Origin of the sequence: Bifidobacterium longum subsp. infantis ATCC 15697 = JCM 1222 = DSM 20088 (assembly GCF_000269965.1) — a bacterium.
Taxonomy (GTDB): Bacteria; Actinomycetota; Actinomycetes; order Actinomycetales; family Bifidobacteriaceae; genus Bifidobacterium; species Bifidobacterium infantis.
The window spans coordinates 629,488-646,842 of record NC_017219.1 but is presented as its reverse complement, the minus strand read 5'-3'; the positions used below and the strand labels follow the sequence as shown (position 1 = coordinate 646,842).

Annotated in this window: 13 protein-coding genes, 1 tRNA gene and 1 pseudogene; 2 read left to right on the top strand and 13 right to left on the bottom strand. The window is 59.0% G+C overall.

Features of this window, described 5'->3' with window-relative positions; genetic code table 11:
* The first annotated feature begins 13 nt into the window (after positions 1–13).
* Positions 14–331 (top strand): permease, encoded by a 318-nt coding sequence (locus BLIJ_RS02895; RefSeq protein ID WP_014484637.1) that lies wholly within the window; start codon positions 14–16, stop codon positions 329–331.
* A gap of 9 nt (positions 332–340) precedes the next feature.
* On the opposite strand, the gene BLIJ_RS02890 is transcribed toward BLIJ_RS02895, so the two are convergent.
* From BLIJ_RS02890 to BLIJ_RS02855, 7 genes are all read right to left on the bottom strand, one after another.
* A complete protein-coding gene (locus BLIJ_RS02890; RefSeq protein WP_012576973.1) occupies positions 341–1,141 on the bottom strand; it encodes a hypothetical protein in 801 nt (266 codons plus the stop codon).
* A gap of 924 nt (positions 1,142–2,065) precedes the next feature.
* Positions 2,066–2,485 carry a peptide deformylase gene (locus tag BLIJ_RS02885; RefSeq protein ID WP_012576972.1) on the bottom strand — a complete coding sequence of 140 codons (420 nt, stop codon included), beginning with the start codon at positions 2,483–2,485 and terminating at the stop codon, positions 2,066–2,068.
* Positions 2,486–2,492: 7 nt separating this feature from the next.
* The gene (locus tag BLIJ_RS02880; RefSeq protein ID WP_012576971.1) at positions 2,493–3,341 is read right to left on the bottom strand and encodes an aldo/keto reductase; all 849 of its coding nucleotides are present in this window, start codon (positions 3,339–3,341) and stop codon (positions 2,493–2,495) included.
* Positions 3,342–3,511: 170 nt separating this feature from the next.
* Positions 3,512–3,844, bottom strand: a complete 333-nt coding sequence (locus BLIJ_RS02875) for an MFS transporter (RefSeq protein ID WP_014484636.1) — start codon at positions 3,842–3,844, stop codon at positions 3,512–3,514.
* Between the two features lie 236 nt (positions 3,845–4,080).
* Positions 4,081–5,031, bottom strand: coding sequence for an ROK family glucokinase (locus BLIJ_RS02870; protein ID WP_012576970.1), 951 nt, complete (start codon positions 5,029–5,031; stop codon positions 4,081–4,083).
* A gap of 281 nt (positions 5,032–5,312) precedes the next feature.
* Positions 5,313–5,389, bottom strand: a tRNA-Asp gene (locus BLIJ_RS02860).
* Positions 5,390–5,550: 161 nt separating this feature from the next.
* Entirely contained in the window at positions 5,551–7,242 is a 1,692-nt protein-coding gene (locus tag BLIJ_RS02855) for an MFS transporter (RefSeq protein ID WP_231837854.1), read from the bottom strand.
* 536 nt (positions 7,243–7,778) lie between these two features.
* Between BLIJ_RS02855 and BLIJ_RS02850 the strand changes: the two genes are divergently transcribed.
* Positions 7,779–8,981 carry an IS110 family RNA-guided transposase gene (locus BLIJ_RS02850; protein WP_012578379.1) on the top strand — a complete coding sequence of 401 codons (1,203 nt, stop codon included), beginning with the start codon at positions 7,779–7,781 and terminating at the stop codon, positions 8,979–8,981.
* A 289-nt stretch (positions 8,982–9,270) separates the two neighbouring features.
* Here the strand turns inward: BLIJ_RS02850 and BLIJ_RS02845 are convergent, their stop codons facing one another.
* From BLIJ_RS02845 to BLIJ_RS14150, 6 genes and pseudogenes are all read right to left on the bottom strand, one after another.
* Positions 9,271–9,888, bottom strand: a complete 618-nt coding sequence (locus BLIJ_RS02845; protein WP_012576967.1) for a PadR family transcriptional regulator — start codon at positions 9,886–9,888, stop codon at positions 9,271–9,273.
* Between the two features lie 45 nt (positions 9,889–9,933).
* On the bottom strand, positions 9,934–12,909 hold the full coding sequence (locus BLIJ_RS02840) for an FtsX-like permease family protein (protein WP_231837853.1): 2,976 nt from the start codon (positions 12,907–12,909) through the stop codon (positions 9,934–9,936).
* A gap of 59 nt (positions 12,910–12,968) precedes the next feature.
* The gene (locus tag BLIJ_RS02835; protein WP_012576965.1) at positions 12,969–13,811 is read right to left on the bottom strand and encodes an ABC transporter ATP-binding protein; all 843 of its coding nucleotides are present in this window, start codon (positions 13,809–13,811) and stop codon (positions 12,969–12,971) included.
* 562 nt (positions 13,812–14,373) lie between these two features.
* Positions 14,374–14,691, bottom strand: a pseudogene (locus BLIJ_RS14160) (transposase); the annotation flags it as partial.
* Positions 14,692–15,930: 1,239 nt separating this feature from the next.
* The gene (locus tag BLIJ_RS02820; RefSeq protein WP_012576963.1) at positions 15,931–17,118 is read right to left on the bottom strand and encodes an MFS transporter; all 1,188 of its coding nucleotides are present in this window, start codon (positions 17,116–17,118) and stop codon (positions 15,931–15,933) included.
* Positions 17,115–17,333, bottom strand: a complete 219-nt coding sequence (locus tag BLIJ_RS14150; RefSeq protein WP_126386285.1) for a hypothetical protein — start codon at positions 17,331–17,333, stop codon at positions 17,115–17,117. The genes BLIJ_RS02820 and BLIJ_RS14150 overlap by 4 nt, the downstream gene beginning before the upstream one ends.
* Between the last annotated feature and the right edge of the window lie 22 nt (positions 17,334–17,355).

The window sequence follows — 17,355 nt, the reverse complement described above, 5'->3', positions numbered from 1 at the left end:
CGTTAATGCACTGGTGTCCGGTCTGGTGATGATGCCGAGCGGCATCGCCATGGGCATCCTGAACCCGGTGGCAGGCAAGCTGTACGACCGTATCGGTGGCCGGCCGCTCGCCTTGCTGGGCTTCGCGATCATGACGTTTGAGGCTGTGCTACTGGTCACCATCATGAACACGCACACCGCAGCGGCCATGCGCACCGGAGTGCCGGAAGCGGCGGCATCGGCCATTGGCGTGCAGGCTTCGTTCAGCACGGTCGCCATTGTGTGCGCGGTCTGTTTGGTTGCGTCCCTCTTCGTTCGCGACCGTGGCCGCCGACTTGGACAGCAGCGTTAGGCGGATCCTTCACCGATTGCCGGCCTTCTTGATCAGCGCGTCCAAAGTACCGGCTTGGCGTGCGGCTTCCGCATCTTCCCAGTCGAGACCGGTGTCTTTGGCCCTCCCGTAGAAAAACCGCACCAGACCGGCAAAGTCCGGTTTATATCCGGTTTCCCGGAATGAACGGGCCAGCGAATCACCGATTTGCGGGTCATCGGGCCTTCGTGCCTCATAGATCGGGATGGCACAGGATCTCCACACGCCTCTCACATGTGCGATGCGATTGACGATCATGCCGCCGTGCGCACCATCGTATTGCGAGGCGGCATGTGCGTCCGCCACCTCGTAGACACCACCATGAATGATGTCCTCAACTGTCAGACGACCTTTGACCGCGCTGGCATCGCGAATCCAGAACACCGAAGCGAAATTGGTGTCATCAAGTTCGCGAAAATCACGTATCTCGCGTGTGCCGATACGTTCGTCCTTGTCATACATGAATTCGGCCAAGGCTAGGAATGGCGAGATACCTGCGCCTGAACCGTACTGCAATTCGATACGTAAATCTTCGGATTCATTGCCGGTCAGTCCAATACCGCTGACAGTGCAATCATAGGCAAACCAATCCCAGAACCACCATTCGATCATTTGACGCAGGTGCTTTGAATACGTTTTGAACGGGTTCAGATTCACTTCGCGATAATATATGCGTCTCGCTTCGGCATAGACGGCGAGATTGCAGCGTTTGAACGTCTCGGCTACGTCTTTGGTGTCCAGCATTGCTGGCAAACCGGCATTTTCGGCAGTAGTAGTGGTTGCGGTGCTCATGGCGTTTCCCCCTTCATGTGATGTGGACGGCGGGCTACGTTGCCCGCCGTGAGGCACACTGTATGACGTTCGTGCGGTGGCCCGCAAGCCCGCATGGCGAGATGGTGGATAAGTGGAAAACCCAATGATTCCAAGGGGTATGGAATGTGCATAACAGTGGCTACCGTCGGTGGATAACCGCACTTTCTTGCAGGTTATCCACTGATCGCGCAGCTGTTATCCACCGTCTCTGGGTTATCCACATCGTCTCTGGCGTGTCGTCCACTGTCAGCAGTCGATTTCTGCTTCGTTTGGCGTGTATAAGTGCACGGTGAAGTGTATAACTCCGCGCATTAGACATATTTGCTACTGAGAAAGGTCCCGAAATCGCCTTCGAACGCATAGCTACACTCAGCAGATGTATTCAGCATGGCAATAGACCCACTTAGGCATCGGAGAATGATTTTCCCTCGCTTATAGAGTCGGCAAAGGTCCAACACCTGTCCCAACGCCGACGCTACTGCACTGGCAGCGTCGGCAGAGGCCCACAACTCGGCACAGCAACGACACTAAAACCGCCCAGCATCGTTACACGTCCAAGTTTTGGCCGCTAACGACGCTTAACGAACGCTTAGCGTCGGCAGCAGGTCACGCACTGGTTCTCCACCGACGGTAGCGCTCCTTAGCGAAGCCAGCCCGCCACTCTTTGGCACATCACCGACGCTTAGAACCTCCAGCGAACCCAACCAGCCAACCGCTGGCAACATGACACCACCCACACCCCTCAGCGAAACCAACCTGCCAGCGCATGGCACCCCAACACCGCTGAGAACACCCTCCACCAGTGCACATAAAAAAAGGCTGGTCATAGCGGTTGCGATGTAATCGCATCGTAATCGCGATGACCAGCCTCGGGGGTTGGGCTGCAACGAGCACCGATATGAATCAGATAATGATGCCGTTGCAGTGATCGACTTCATGCTGGATAATCTGCGCAGTCCAACCGGCGAAGGTGGCGTGGCGGGCGCGGAACCGACGGTCCTCGTAGTTGACCTCGATACGGCGGTAGCGCAGTGTGCGGCGTTCGCCGGTCAGCGACAAACAGCCTTCCTGGGCGTCGAAGGCACCGTCCGAAGCGGTGATCACGGGGTTGAACATCACCGTAATACGCCCGCCAAGGTCTTCATCCACGAAGACGATGATGCGTTTGCCTACGCCAATCATGTTGGCGGCCATGCCCACGCACCGTGAACGGTTGGCCTCCAGCGTGTCTACGAGGTCTTCGATCACCTGCTCGTCGCCGGGTCCGGCCACTTCGGACGGCGTGCGCAAAAACGACCGCGAAGTCATAATAGGACGTTGCATGTTGGAATCACGCTTCTTCGTGCCAGTGGGGGTTCTGTCCGAAGGTGTGGCCTTCGGGGTTGTCCATCGCGGCGATATCGGCCATGTCCTGATCATCGAGTTCAAAAGCGGTCAGGTCGAGGTTCTGACGCTGGCGCTCCGGGTTCAAAGACTTCGGGATGGCCACGTCGCCGTACTGGAGGTGCCAGCGCAAAATGGCCTGGACCACGGAAATACCGTGCTTGGCGGCGATACGCTTCAGGTCTGGGTCGCGCAGCATCTGGTTGGCGCGGCCCAGCGGGCTCCATGCCTCGGTGATGATGCCGTGCGCGTTGTCGTAGGCCAGCTGTTCGCGCTGCTGGAAGTACGGGTGCAGCTCGACCTGGTTGACGGCCGGCGTCACACCCGTATCGCGAATGAGCAGGTCGATGTGGCCGGGCAGGAAGTTGCTGACGCCAATGTGCTTGACCAAGCCGCGTTCGCGAGCTTCGACCAGCGCTTCCCATGCCTCGACGAACTGGCCTTGGCCTGGGTTCGGCCAGTGAATCAGATAGAGATCGATGTAGTCGAGACCCATACGGCACACGCTCTCCTCAATGGTGAGCAGCGCCTCATCGTGAGCATGGTGGCGGCCGGGCAGCTTGGACGTGACGATGATGTCTTCACGCGGCACGCCGGATTCGCGGATGGCGCGACCCACCACACCCTCGTTCTCATAGTTGAACGCAGAGTCGATGAGGCGGTAACCCTGATGGATGGCGAACTTGATGGCGTCCACGCCGGCTAGACCGTTGACCTTGTACGTACCGAAGCCGGTGGCGGGCAGTTCGAGGCCGTCGTTGGCCTTGCGGATCGGAGTGACTGGTGGTTCAAGCATGATAGTTTCCCTGCTTCTCCCGTGATGGAATGTCGGTTCCATCATAAAGCCAACCAATCCGCCGCGGGCGTACTATTTGACTTCTCTCAATTCTGGCGGTCGGCGAGTGGAGAATCGGAACATGAGCGCGGCAAGAATCACGCCAAGCACGGCCATGCCGGTGAACACCATCATGCTGCGTGGGAACGCGGCCGTATACGAACCGGCCGCATCCGCCCCATCATTCGCGGCGATGCCCCCACATTGCCGGACAGCGCAACGAACACCACATCCATAATCACGGTGCCGGCGAAGCCGATAAGGATGAACTTGGGCGGGAAGTGGTTCTTCAGCATGCCGCCGATCACCGGGCCGATGGCCGGTGCGGCGCAGGTGACCAGGCCGACTATGCCGAGCATCGCGCCACGCTGTTCAAGTGGCGCCTTCTCCAGAATGATGTTGGTGATAAGCGGCAGGGAGATGCCGGCGCCGAGCGACATGACCAGTCGGGCGGCGAGCAGCATCGGGAAGTTGACCGCGAGTCAGCGTAGCGACGCCGAGGAATGCTGACGTCGCCCACGCGCGCGGTGCCGGTATCTTGCCCATTCGCTCACGTTGGGTTTCGCCATTTCCGGGAGAAAAACAACAGTGCGGTGATTCCCATAACGAGAATCACCGCACTGTACTGTTTGCGATTATTTGCGATTATTTACGCGTTGCTATCTGCGTCGCGCGCGTTATCTACGCACCGCCATCTGCGTCAGCGAAGAGCCAGATTGGCGGCACCGATGAGGCCGGCGTCCTGGCCCGCGACTGCGGCGACGATCTTGGCGTGGCCACGGTAGGCGCTGCCTTCCAGGAAACGCTGGTAGTTGTAGCGGGCCGGCTCCAGCAGAATGTCTCCAACGGCTACCACACCACCGCCGATGACGAACAGGTCCGGATCAAGCACGGCGGAAACGGCGGCCATGGTGCGGCCAAGCCATTCGCCGATCTTGCCGAACGCATACAGGCCAAGCACGTCACCCTCCTGAGCCGCTTGGGACACCATCGGTCCCTCCAGCTTGGTGATGTCGCCACCGCACAGCTCCAGAAGACGTTTGGCGTCCTGAGGACGACGACGCACGGCGGACTTGGCGAAGTTCTCCAGCGAGGTTCCCGAAGTATAGCGCTCGGCGCAGCCGCGCAGGCCGCAGCCGCAATGGTCTCCGTCCGGGACCATCGGCAGGTGGCCGAGCTCTGCGGCCATGCCGAAGGAGCCTCGGTAGAGCTGGCCATTGATCACGATGGCGCCACCGAGGCCGGTGCCCACGGTCAGCGCGACCATGTTGGAGCTGCCTTGGCCGGCACCGTGCACGAATTCGCCCCAGCCGGCGCAGTTGGCATCGTTCTCGACGACGATCGGAACGGCATGGTCGATCAACGCGCCGACATGCTCGGACAGATTGTAATTGATCCAGGCCGGAATGTTGGCGGAGAAGGTGAGCGTCTTGCGATCCGCGCTCACATTACCGGCCGCGGAGATGCCGATGGCCTCGATATCGGTGTGGCCAGCGGCGACGGCTTCGCGGTAGATCTCGGCGATATGCGTGTTGATGGCGTCGGCGTCCATCGGCGTGGGGACGCGCCAACGCTGGATGATGCTGTCGTTTGCATCGCAGACGGCAGCGGCGATCTTGGTTCCGCCGATATCAATGGCGAGCGTGGTCATGGCTTACTCCTTGAAGACTTTCGTAACGTACGAGATAGCGAAAATAGTAGTGAGCCGCCATGACCTCCCACCGCGGATTTTCCGTGATTCGCCATGCGTCGCGAACATTCCGCCGATGCGCTTCCTCATGCATTTCACCCGATGCAAACGGGCGTCCCCTTCAATGCCGGTATCGGTGCGGACGGCGTGTCGGATCGGATGCGTTCACTTTCGCCGCCCTTGCGGATGGCATCGAAGAACGGCAGGAAACAAAAAACTCCCGACATGCATCGGGAGTTTGGTGGCGACCCCGGCCGGACTTGAACCGGTGACCTCCGCCGTGACAGGGCGGCGCTCTAACCAACTGAGCTACGGGGCCGTACGTGCCTCAATGAGGCACAAAAGGATATGTTACAGCATCATCGGATCACGACACGCCGTCTGGATGGCAAACCGACCGCAGGCGCGGTGGACGGTATGCGGGCCACACCGTTCGACCGCGCACGGCCGCACTCCCCATAAGACCGTAGCCGTCATGCGTCAACGCACGTTGTGCGACGACGCGGCACGACGCACGGCCACCGAGGCCAGCAAACCGATGAACAGCATGATGCCGGCGACCAGAAGCGTCCACTGGCCGCCTTCGACGAACCCTGAAGTCATCGCATCGGCAATCTTCGGCGCCTCGTCGCCGAATCGGGCCGCCGGTCCATCACCGCTGCGGAACACGCCGATCACTCCACCCGCCGAACCACTGACCGCTTGGGCCAGACCGTCGCCGACCTTGGCGGGCAGCCCGAGGGATTCGAGCCGCGCCGGCAATGTTCCGTTGACGGCCATGGCCAACGACGCGCCGGAGATGGCCGAACCGACGGCGGTGCCGAGCTGTCGAACCGTGGACTGGGTGGCCGACCCTTCGCCGGACTGCATGACCGGTACTTCGGAGAGCACCACGCTGGTCAGCTGCGCGGAGGCGAAGCCCAGACCCAGACCGTACGCGGCCATGGGAACAAGCTGCCACCACACAGAGAACCCCACAGGCATAAGGACCGCGACCAGGGCGACGGCGATGATCTCGATCACAAGACCAAGTTGAATCACGCCGGCCGGGGTGAGCCTGGCGGCCATGACATGGGCCTGCGCACCTGCGACGATGGACCCCAAGCCCATCACGGCCAGCATCGCACCGGCCTGCAGCGTGTTGAGCCCGCGGGCGTTGATGAGATACAACGGCAGCATGAACACCAGCGCGAACTCGCCGGCGGCGATGGCCGCGGCCGCCAGATTGCCCCACGAGAACGTCTTGATGCGGAACAGGGTCATGTCCAGCATGACCGGCCGACCGGCTTTGCCCCGCGCGGATTCGAAGAGGATGAAGACGGCCATCAGAAGCGCGCCGGCGATCAGGCAGATCGGCACCGGCGACAACCAGTCACGATTCCAGCTCAACCCGCCGAGCTTCAACTGCGTGGAGGTCTGCTTCCACCAACCGTAGGTCTCGCCTTCGATAAGACCGAACACCAACAGGGCCGAGGTCAGGGCAGACAACACCACGCCCGGGATATCCACACCGACGCGACGGGATCGGGCATCCTGCGCGGCATCCGCGGCACCGGCGACCGAGGCGTTCCCACCGGTCTTCGGCACCAGGAAGATGGCCGATACAAAGACCGCGATGCCCAGCGGCAGGTTCACCAGGAAGATCCAACGCCATCCCAAGGTCTCGGTGAACACGCCACCGAGCAGCGGACCAAGCGCGGCGGCCGAACTCATCACCGCGCCCCAGACGCCGAACGCCGCGGCACGGTATTTGCCCCGGAACAGGGCGGACACCGTGGACAGGGTGTTCGGCATGATCATCGCGCCTCCGATGCCCTGCAGCACACGGGCGGCAAGCAGCATCACCGCACCCTGCGAGGCGGCGGCGAGCGTCGAACTCGCCACGAAGATCACGGTACCGACTTGAAACACCAGTTTGCGCCCTCTGGCGTCGCCCAACTTGCCGAAAGGCAGCAACAACGCGGCAAGCACGATGTTGTAGAGCGAGGTGACCCACTGGGCGTCGGTCAGGTTAATGCCGATATCATCGATGATGGTGGGGATGGAGACGTTGACGATCGAGCTGTCGAGCACGATCATGGCCAATCCCAGGGCCATCACCCACAGCGCGCCCCACGGCGGCGCCTGGGTGGGCAGCGGCGACGAGGCCGTCGGATTCGTTGAAGATGTCATAGTTGTTGAAGATGTCGGGGATGTCGGGGACGCATCGACTTGAGTCTGACGTTGGGATCGTGATGAACAGTCCATAACGGGGTTTCCTCTCTGCCATGATCGAGGCGCCTGATGCGCTTATCCGCCGTTCACAGTACATCCGTGGCGCGGACCGTCTCACTGGATATCAAGGAACATTCCGGGCGTTCAGCCATGGGCGTAACCTCGGCGGATCGCCGCAACGGCACCATCGGGGACGGCCGCGTCATGTCGGATCGCGCCAGGCCGCAATCCAGCCCATTACCATGTTTGGTAGGCCCCGATGGTCGGGGCCGGGTCGCCGGTTCCGGTATGACTTTCCTGCCCTGTCGTCGATGATCCGGGGGGTGTTGTCGCCGGGAACGGGGACGCCCGATGACCGCTGATAGGAACCAGGCCGGCTACACGGACGCTTCAGGGGCGCATGGCGCAGGTCTCGTCGTAATGTGGGTGCGGCGCGGGCGTCCGGACTCCTCCGAGCCCGCGGCGACCGGAAAACCTTCATGACGGGAGGAACGATGATGACCCCGGACGACATCGACGTGTGGGTCGGCCTGGACGTGGGCAAGAGCGCGCACCACGCGCACGCCCTCGACCATGACGGGAACACCCTGTACGACAAGCCGTTGAAACAGGACGAGAAGGCCATCCGCACGATGCTGGGCAAGCTCTCCAAGCATGGCCGTGTGCTGCTGGTCGTGGACCAGCCCAACACCATCGGCTCCCTGCCCCTGACGGTGGCGCGGAACATGGGGATCGCGGTTGCCTACCTTCCCGGCACGGCCATGCGCAGGACCGCGCAGCTGCTGCCCGGGGACGCGAAGACCGACCGCAGGGACGCGCATGTGATCGCGTGGGCCGCGCTCAAGCTGCCCGAGACGCTCAGGGACGCGGGCCCGGATGACGAGACCCTCGCCGCCCTGAAGCTGCTCGCCGGCCACGACGAGGACCTCGCCCACGAATCCACCCGCCACGTCAACCGCCTGCGGAGCCTGCTGCTGCAGACCCACCCCGCGTTCGAACGCGCGCTCAAGGGCGAGAGAATCACGCGCGACGCGACGCTCGCGCTGCTCGAACGATACGGCGGGCCCATGGGCGTGAAACGGGCCGGGATCGAGGACGTGAAGGACTGGGCCAAGTCCAACGGGCTTCGCGCCGGCCGCATCATCGACGACATGTTCAAGGCGATCGGCGAGCAGACCGTCACCGTGCCCGGCACCCTCATGGCCGAGACCATCATCCCCTCCATCGCCCACGACATCAAGACGATCAGGGACCGGCGGCGCGAGGTCGGCCGCCAGGTCGAGAAGCTCCTGGAGGACCACCCTCTTCTCACGGTCCCGGCGTCGATGCCCGGGATAGGCGTCAGGACCGCAAGCAACATCCTGCTCGGCATCGGCGGCGACATCGCCAACTTCAAATCGTCCGCCCATCTGGCCGCCTACGCGGGCATATCGCCCGTCACCGGCCAATCCGGCACCAGCATCAAAGGCGAACGGCCCTCCAGGCGGGGCAACAAACGCCTCAAGAACGCGCTGTGGCAGACCGCGTTCGTCGCATCCACCAAACACCCGCCCTCCGTGGCCTATTACAAGCGCAAACGCGAACAGGGCAAACACCACAACGCCGCCATCATCTGCCTCGCGCGTCGGCGCTGCGACGTGATCTACAGCATGCTCAAAAACGGAACCCTCTACCAGGAACCAGCCCTCGTAGCCTGAACCGGGCCACACGGGAAAGGACGCCGGACGCCACCGGCAGGGCGAAGCGCGCCCACGACAGCCAACCGGAATCCCGACACGTCAACTCCCCAAGGAGTTGACAAAAACATAGGAACACCCCCCCTACAAAAAAGACGGCGTGCATCCGCCGCATCGCGCCAACATCCGAAAACAGAAACCGATCACGCGCAACCCGTTCGACGGGCGCAACCCATCCGACGGAAACGGCAACGGCAACGGCAACGGAATCATGGCGGAGCCAGGGACGGAATCAGCCGGCAAAGCAAAACTACGTTCTCGCATTGGCGAAATCTTCCTCGACGGAAGTGACGGCTGACATCGACGCGGATGCACGATGCGTGCGCGCGATGCGCAACTGCGCTTCGTCGAGGGTCTCCAACCAACGCAGTTCGGCTTCGGTGATGAAGATGCGATGGTCAAGCACCAGTCGGGCGGCCAGATCATCACCGTCCGTCTGACGGCGTGCGCGAGTCACATCATGTAGGAGCCGTTGCATGGACACTCGCTGCCGTTGCACCAGCGTCGACACATCCACGCCTGGCGTGACTACCGCGAACGCCAGCTTCATCACCAGCTCGTCGCGGCCGCGCTGCTCGGGCAATACCGGAGTGCGCCACCATTGCGATACCTCAGCATGGCCGGCGGCGGTGAGCAACCATGCCACCGGTGAATCGGAGCGGGAATCGGAATCGTCGGGAACGTCATGTTCCGAACCGTCGACTTGTTCGATCAGACCATCACGATGCAGTCGCTGCAACGTGGTGGACACCTGCCCCATGTTCAACGGCCATATGCTTGATGTGGTGCGTTCGAACCGCCGCTTCAATTGGTAGGCGCTTGCCGGTCCTTGTTCCAACAGCGCCATCAGTGCTTCCCGTATCGCCATGATGTTCCTTCGTCCTTCGTATATCATCCGATATCGTACGGTCGATCAATCCAAAGTTCGTCTGGTCAGCTTGCGCGACGGACGTGCGGCCAGCCATGCCACGCCCAGGCCCATTGCAATAACGCCGATCAACAACGCGGCCTGCAGGCCCCAGCAGGGCACTGTGTCAAGCCATGCGCCGTCATAGCCGATGTGTCTGTACCAAGCCACATGAAATATCCCCAAGGCGAGTCCCGTAACCATGCCAGTCGGTGTTCCGGCCGCCAACATAATGGCGGCCTGCGCCAGCGTGAACCGTCGCAGGAAACCGGGGGATGCGCCCACGGCATGCATCGTGGCCAGATCACGGATGATTTGGATGCGCGCCAGCAGCAGCGAGATCACCGTGGCGGCTATCGCGAGCAGCATCAGCAATGCGAACGGCAGCAGCTCCGCAAGCATGCTTGAAGGATCGCCGGTACCCCAGCTGTAGCGGTAGGACTGACTGGTGCCATTCACCAGCGGCAGCCTGTCGTCAATGATCGATCGCAGCTTGTCCAGAGTGCTCCAGCCGGGGGCGTCGGTGAATTGCACCATATCGCCCACATACCTGAATGCGGTCAGTCCCAGGCTTTGGGCGGTTTCCTTGCTCATCGCCAGAGGGAAGAACCCATCCACCCAAACTCCCGGCCTGCTCGCCGACCCAGTGACCACATCGGGGGCCGAGGAACCGTCGGGATTGTGCGCACTATGGGAGATTTCCAAATCCACGGTGCCGTCCTTGCGCAGCGTCGCCGCGTTGCCGACCACCACGCCGCCCCGGTCGAGCATGTCCGCCGCCTTGTCGGCATTGGCAAATCCCGACAATCGCATCGCATCGCCGGACATGATCAGCACGGAGAAATCCGCGTTGATCATAGTCAAGCCTCGATACAACGGGCGATAGGAACGCGATGCTCCCACGCAGTATGGCTGGGCGTTCGGATTATGCGCCGAAGCCACGTCTTGCCCGCGATCAGGGTCGGAACTCGTAATGCAATCCAATGGAGTCGCCAGTCTGGCAGCGGCATTCGGGAATCGGCGCATAAGCTCATTCGCCTCAGCGACATTCAACTTGTCGGCGGTCTCCGGCGGCACTTCCGCCAGCGCATACACAGGCTGATGCGCGGTGACGGGCAGATCATCACTGATGGCATTCAGCGCCGATCGCACCACTGCACGATCCACGGCATTGTCAATCGGAACCTCAGGGGACACCACCGCATGCGAATGGCCATGCACCACTTCCATGGCATTCGACCGATCATTGGCAATCAGTGAGCCGGTCATGGTAAGCGCGTATGAGGCGACCGCCACGCTCACGGCGATAGCGGCCGCGGCGGGGACGAATCGACGGTGATGCTCGCCGGCATCACGCAATCCCATCCGTACCGCCAGAGGCAGTAAGGTGCCGTGGCGTTCGCATAATTGCGCGATCAGACGAATCAACTGGATCAGGCCGGCGAACGAGAACACGATGGCTCCGATCAGCAGCAATTGCGCGCCGATTGCCTCGGCCGGCAGACTACCGTAGTCGGCATCACCGAATTCCGGCATGGGCATGGCAAGGCCGCCCATGGCACAGGCCACGGCCGCGCCAAGCAATGCCGCGGTGGAAATCGCCGTCACCACACGATACAACCGAGATTCACGGCGGTTGCGCTCGCCGTTGTCCGAGCGATCTTTCAACGCGTCCACCACATTCATGCGGCTGACGCGATGCGCCGGCATCCATGTGGCAGCCAATCCGATCATCACTGCCGCTAACGCGGCCAAGGGCAGCATCTTCCACGGAATCATACCGGCGACCTCATGCACATAGGCGCCTTTCAGAGCCGGTGCGGCGGCATATGACAATCCGATGCCTGCGATGATACCGATCATGCCGCCTGATATGCCAATAAACAAGCCTTGGAAGCTCATCGTGCGTCGAAGATCCACGCCGTCGGCACCGCATGCGGCGGTCAATCCCAATATGCGACGAGACTGGTCGGCCGACACGGCGAACGCGGGGGTGATCAGGAATAGCGTCAGGGCAATCCCAAGAAAAGCCGTTACAGTGACGGATACCATTTGCATCAACTGCTGCTGCACGTCGATTTGACGCGGATATCGCTCTTCCGCACTCGGATAACCATCCGTCAGCACATGGCGCGAAACGGCGACCACCTGCAGCATGTTGAGCCGCTTGACCTGCGTCCACGTCAATGGCTCGCTGCCGACCAACAGATAATGCGCATCCACCCCATTACCGCCATCCGCCTCGACCATGCCTTTGAGCCAGCCGGAATACGTCCATACGTCAAGCGTTGAGGTGACATCGGCGATGCCGCTGATGCGCCACGCGCGCCGCGAGTTCTGCAGCACCGCGCCAATGCGTCCGTTCGTACTGTACGCACCTTGAAATGGAGGCGCGGTGAGCGTCAATGTATCTCCGACATTCAGGTGCAGCTGCTCAGCGAGCGATGCGCTGATAACCGCCTGCGTGGCATCCTGCGGCGCGGCACCCTGTGCAACGGGAGGCATTAACAGTGGCAGCGCATCATGTTCGGTCTCGCGCAGCTTGGCTCGTACCGCGCCGTCGAGGTCGGCGCCGGAGGAGCCGGCGGAGTCAGTGGTATCGGCGCCGGCGGCATCAACCTGAATCTGATCGCCCGGCTGCAAGTCGCCGCCGGCGGTGGCGATTAGCGTTTCCGAATCCCAATACCGCAGCAGGGCGTCCTGGTCGGGCGTGATTGCGGCGATGTTCGCCGCGCTCGCGGGTTGTTGAGAGGGACTATCCACCCACAGCGAAGCCCCCTCGGGCGCCTGCATGAACGGCTGGCCTGTGTTGAGCACCGCGGTGGCGGTGAGCACCGCCTGCGCATTCCGAGGAATGGCGGCAAGGGCACGCTGCCGGGAATTCGGCGTGCCTGTCAGCAGTGCCAGCCCCGCCACCAGCGCGGCGATAGGCAATGCGACCAACAATGTGGCGAATATGCTGCGCGCTTTGTGTCGCGTCATATCGCGCCAGGCAAGACGCGCGGCGACGCGGCGACGCGGAAAATTGAAGAGCATCGATATCACTGTTCCCCGGGATTGTTGCGAAAGTTCTGTTGCGAGCTGTTGCGCGCATCGCCGGCATCGTCATCATCTTCACCATCGCAGGTGAACAGTTCGTCAAAGTCGGTCGCTCCTGTCTCGTCGGTGATGCGACCGTCGCGAATGAACACCGTACGATCGGCCCAAGCGGCAAAGCGAGGTTCATGCGTGACCATCAGCACAGCACAGCCCGCGTCGGCACGGCTGCGCAGTACCTCCATGACCTTCGTGCCGGCAGCGGAATCCAATGCGCCGGTCGGCTCGTCGGCCAGCAGCAGGCGGCGTCGGCCCACCAAAGCTCGGGCGATGGCCACACGCTGCGCCTGACCTCCCGACATGTCCTCAGGCCGACGGAGCGCCAGTTCAGCGACGCCCGTCTCTTGCAAGGCCTCCAATGCAGCCTTACGCGCCTTGCGGATTGGCCAGCCGTCCAGTTCCAACGGGAACGAGACGTTCTCGATGGCGTTCAACGACGGCAGCAGATTGAAATCCTGAAACACGTAGCCAATCGACCGCCGTCGAATCGCGGCACGCCGGGCAACGTTCAGCGAAGCGAGATCGCGGCCCTCGACCAGCACTTTGCCTGAAGACGGCGTGTCCAATCCCCCGGCAAGGTTGAGCAACGTGGACTTGCCCGAACCGGACGGTCCCATTACGGCCACGAACTCCCCGGAGCGAAGTATTAGATTCGCATGGCTGAGAGCGACGACCCTGCGCGCGCCGTCGCCATGCGTACGTGTCGCGTCGACGATCGTCAATATCGCCTGTTCCCCGGTGTCAAGGCAGGTAAGGCTCGGCATTGCGCGGTTGATTGCGGCGGCCATGAGCACCTCTTCTCGATATGGTTACTGAGTAATGTAATGCTGATGTTACTCAGTAACTACATCAACGTCAAGGTGATCCACCGGTGAATCATGATCGGTTCGGAGCGTCAACGCCACGTCGGCGGACGGCGGTTCAAGACAGCGCGGTGGGCTCTGGAGCCCCGTATCGCAGAGCCAGGCACTTCTTTTTCTCCGGGAGTCAACAATGAACGAGCTGGACGCCATGGTCGACGAATCTGGCAGATGGGGCAAACTGTCCAAGTACCACCTCATCACCCTGATGTTCCACGACCAGCCCAAGCCGGTCAATCCCCACATCGAACGCTACGAACAACACCTCGCGGATGTCTCCCTGCCCGACATCCCTTTCCATGCCGGCCCACTGTTCAACGGCCACGACGACTACGAGATCCCGTCCACGACCGACCACAAACGTCTCTTCATCGCATTTTTCACGTTGGCGAGGAACCCGCCATTCACGTATGTGACGTTCGCGCACCGCAGAAGCGAGTTCGATGGGGACAAGAGCCGTTTCGAAGCCCAACTGAAACGAGATCTGGCGGCTGCTGACGCCGATGGCGACGAGGACGCCCGCGTTCTCCACGTGCCCGCCCCGGGATCGCTTGCGCCACACGCCGTCCACGAACACGTACGGGTACTCGGATTCCAACGGGCGTTTCCGCCACCCGTCGATCTCCTTGTAGACCTTCTTGAGTTTGTCGCTCAATGTCCGGGATGGCATCCGCTCGCCCCACAGCAGCCGGCTGATGTCGTCCACCCTGCGTGTGCTCACGCCCGCGAGGCACATCTCCATCAGCGCCTCCTCGACGCTGGATTCGCGCCTCCGGCAGCGCTCGATCACCGCCGACCCGAACATGGCGTCGTCGAACCGTATGATTTTATCGGACATGGCTTCCGGCCTTCTTTCCAATCGCGGTTTTCATGTGTAAGCGACTGAAAATCGCACCAAAGCGGGCCATGTCCTTTTCATCGGAACCCACAACCGAATCTGCGCAAGAAGACGGGCGCTATCTTAGATTTTTTCGAGTACATATAAAAATCACTCTAAAGAAGGTTTTTAGCAAGTCTTACACGCGTTCTTTCGCCTGAAAATAAGCGATATTTTTGAGAACGAAACACACGCAGGGAAACGCCACGCCGTTACCTCATATCTTGTATTCTGCCGAATCAGTGTGAGGATTTTTAAGCCATTTGATTATCTGATTTTTACTTTTCGGCTTAGTAGCTTTTTGTTACCAGAACAGTCCATAATTAAATTGGATACAATTAAGTGTAAACGGTGCCACCAAAATTGAAGAGAGTTATCATGATAGTTTGTAATATGTTATAATTGTTTCGAGTTTTGCTATCGTCAGTGGTTGATAGCTTATTATCTGGAGCATTGACGATGAGAGTCGTTCTTCAGTCATGAATCGTCGTTACACGATTGACAGCGGACAACTGTTAGCTAATTATTGTTAATTGCTACACCAAGCCAATTTCTCACAATTCCTCCTGGATATTCACCTCTTGGAAGATCGTATGGCGTAGGACCGTTGCAAATTTTAAATCCTGCACGTTCTAGTAAATCACATACATCAGTAAACGATAAATATACTTTTGACAGGGAATGTAAGTTATATCCAACTATCAAACTCCCCATTTCGGTTATCGCATAGTTAACCCATTTAGGCCATAAATCTGTTCCAATAGCAGGTAGCTGGAACAAAAGAATTCCGCCAGGCCTAAGCCGCCGTCTAAGTATTTTAAATCGCTGAAGGCTCTCTTCAAAACTACCATATACTAGGGCTCTACTACATATCACATAATCAAATTCTAGTATATAAGAGAAAGCTTGGTCATAGCTAAGAACCTCAAATCGATCAGCATATTGTGGCAAATACTTTTGGCTCTTTGTATATTGAAATTAGATACGTCGCATGCATATAAGTTCCATCCCTCTGAGAGGAGTGGAAACGCATTCCTTCCGTTTCCGCATCCTACGTAGAGTCCTTTGTCCAAAGGAGAAGAAAACAGTCTTACATAATCACAGATTGGAAGAGGCGAATTGTGCGAATTATGATTTTCTATCAATGAGGTATCCACGATTGTTATGCTCTTATTCAGATTTTCTAGGTAGCGCAGCAGCGAGCGTAATGGCAATACCCATAGCAGCAGGAAGCACACAATTAGCGGCAGTAATCGTGCTAGCAAAGAGTGATGGCCCTACAATATTCTGGAATTGTCCACCAAGATTAATAGCGCTTAAGTCAGTAGTTAGATAATCTTTTCTGCTCAGCAATGCCATATACATGGTAATACCTGCGGTGCTGAGCAGTTCAGCGATAATCTGCAGCATGGCAAGCAACATAACCAGTGCTATGAAGGGAAAATCATGTGACAGGAAAGGTATGCAGGCTACAGCAATAAATGCAATTGCCTGCAGTAGTCCACTGCAGCGCCAAGCCAGCGCATAATTATGTGCTTTCGTGGCCCAATGGTTGACAGGACCTTGGGCTAGTGCAATAACTACCGTATTGGCAACGAATATGGCTGGCGCCTGCCATGTGTCGGTAGGCGCGTAATGAATAATCAGTAATGGTAGATACACATTGAGCAGTGTACGATGAAACGAGAACAGGAAATTTTCGATAATCAGCCGAGAACGAGACCTTGAAGTTAGTGCAGTGCGAAAAACCGTCCACGAAGTTAGCGGTGAACGTTTCACCTTTGCAGCGGTTACATTGCAACCTTTGAGCGCTCTGCGATATAGCACAACTACGACAACGAACGAGAGTGAATTTGCTGCCACTATGATCACATTCCCGTACTGGATAAGCAGCATCATTGTGCTTAGTGCCGCGCCAAGCGCGTAACCGACATTCGTCGGTAATGCCATGCGACCCAAGAGTATTGTGGCTTGCTCTCGGCTCAGCGGTGCGATAATCAGTCCTCGTGTAAGCGATGCTGCTGAGCGGTCGATAATACCGAACAGCGTCATATAGACAAGAAATGCAGCATCACCAGAGATAATAAGCCATCCAAGCATTCCTACCGCTCGTAGCAAATACGAGTAAGTGAAAACGCGCAACCCTCCGATACGGTCGGCGAGATACGCAGCAGGCATCGAAGCAATCATGCCAGAAACAGCTGAAAAGGTCAGTCCAAGACCAATAATGCCTGCAGAAACATGATTATATGAAGAAAAAATTACCGCCGCAGCGCTGACAAACGAGCCCGTACCAAACGCATCAATACCAGAAGCCAATAAAGCAGCACGTTGCAGCCGTTGTTCAATAGAATTCATTTACCTGCTCCACAAGAAGGACAATTAATCATGATTCGACAAAGTCGACGAGGCTTTTGTCTAGATTCATCAATTAGGGTCCTTGTCAGGCCTTCATCTTGTAGAGCTACATGCTTTACAACATCTGCGACTGTGTTACCATTTGCCAAATCGTAGCACATTGAACCAGTTCCCAGACGGCCTTCGGCAATACCATGTAACTTGACGTCTACCATAACAACTCCTTTCTTCACCTAG

Excerpts from the sequence above, each read along its gene's own strand:
- BLIJ_RS02850 (WP_012578379.1), top strand. The coding sequence starts at position 7,779 with ATGATGACCCCGGACGACATCGACGTGTGGGTCGGCCTGGACGTGGGC.
- BLIJ_RS02845 (WP_012576967.1), bottom strand. The coding sequence starts at position 9,888 with ATGGCGATACGGGAAGCACTGATGGCGCTGTTGGAACAAGGACCGGCA.
- BLIJ_RS02855 (WP_231837854.1), bottom strand. The coding sequence starts at position 7,242 with ATGACATCTTCAACGAATCCGACGGCCTCGTCGCCGCTGCCCACCCAG.
- BLIJ_RS02885 (WP_012576972.1), bottom strand. The coding sequence starts at position 2,485 with ATGCAACGTCCTATTATGACTTCGCGGTCGTTTTTGCGCACGCCGTCC.
- BLIJ_RS02820 (WP_012576963.1), bottom strand. The coding sequence starts at position 17,118 with ATGAATTCTATTGAACAACGGCTGCAACGTGCTGCTTTATTGGCTTCT.
- BLIJ_RS14150 (WP_126386285.1), bottom strand. The coding sequence starts at position 17,333 with ATGGTAGACGTCAAGTTACATGGTATTGCCGAAGGCCGTCTGGGAACT.
- BLIJ_RS02880 (WP_012576971.1), bottom strand. The coding sequence starts at position 3,341 with ATGCTTGAACCACCAGTCACTCCGATCCGCAAGGCCAACGACGGCCTC.
- BLIJ_RS02840 (WP_231837853.1), bottom strand. The coding sequence starts at position 12,909 with ATGACGCGACACAAAGCGCGCAGCATATTCGCCACATTGTTGGTCGCA.
- BLIJ_RS02870 (WP_012576970.1), bottom strand. The coding sequence starts at position 5,031 with ATGACCACGCTCGCCATTGATATCGGCGGAACCAAGATCGCCGCTGCC.
- BLIJ_RS02835 (WP_012576965.1), bottom strand. The coding sequence starts at position 13,811 with ATGGCCGCCGCAATCAACCGCGCAATGCCGAGCCTTACCTGCCTTGAC.
- BLIJ_RS02890 (WP_012576973.1), bottom strand. The coding sequence starts at position 1,141 with ATGAGCACCGCAACCACTACTACTGCCGAAAATGCCGGTTTGCCAGCA.
- BLIJ_RS02875 (WP_014484636.1), bottom strand. The coding sequence starts at position 3,844 with ATGCTGCTCGCCGCCCGACTGGTCATGTCGCTCGGCGCCGGCATCTCC.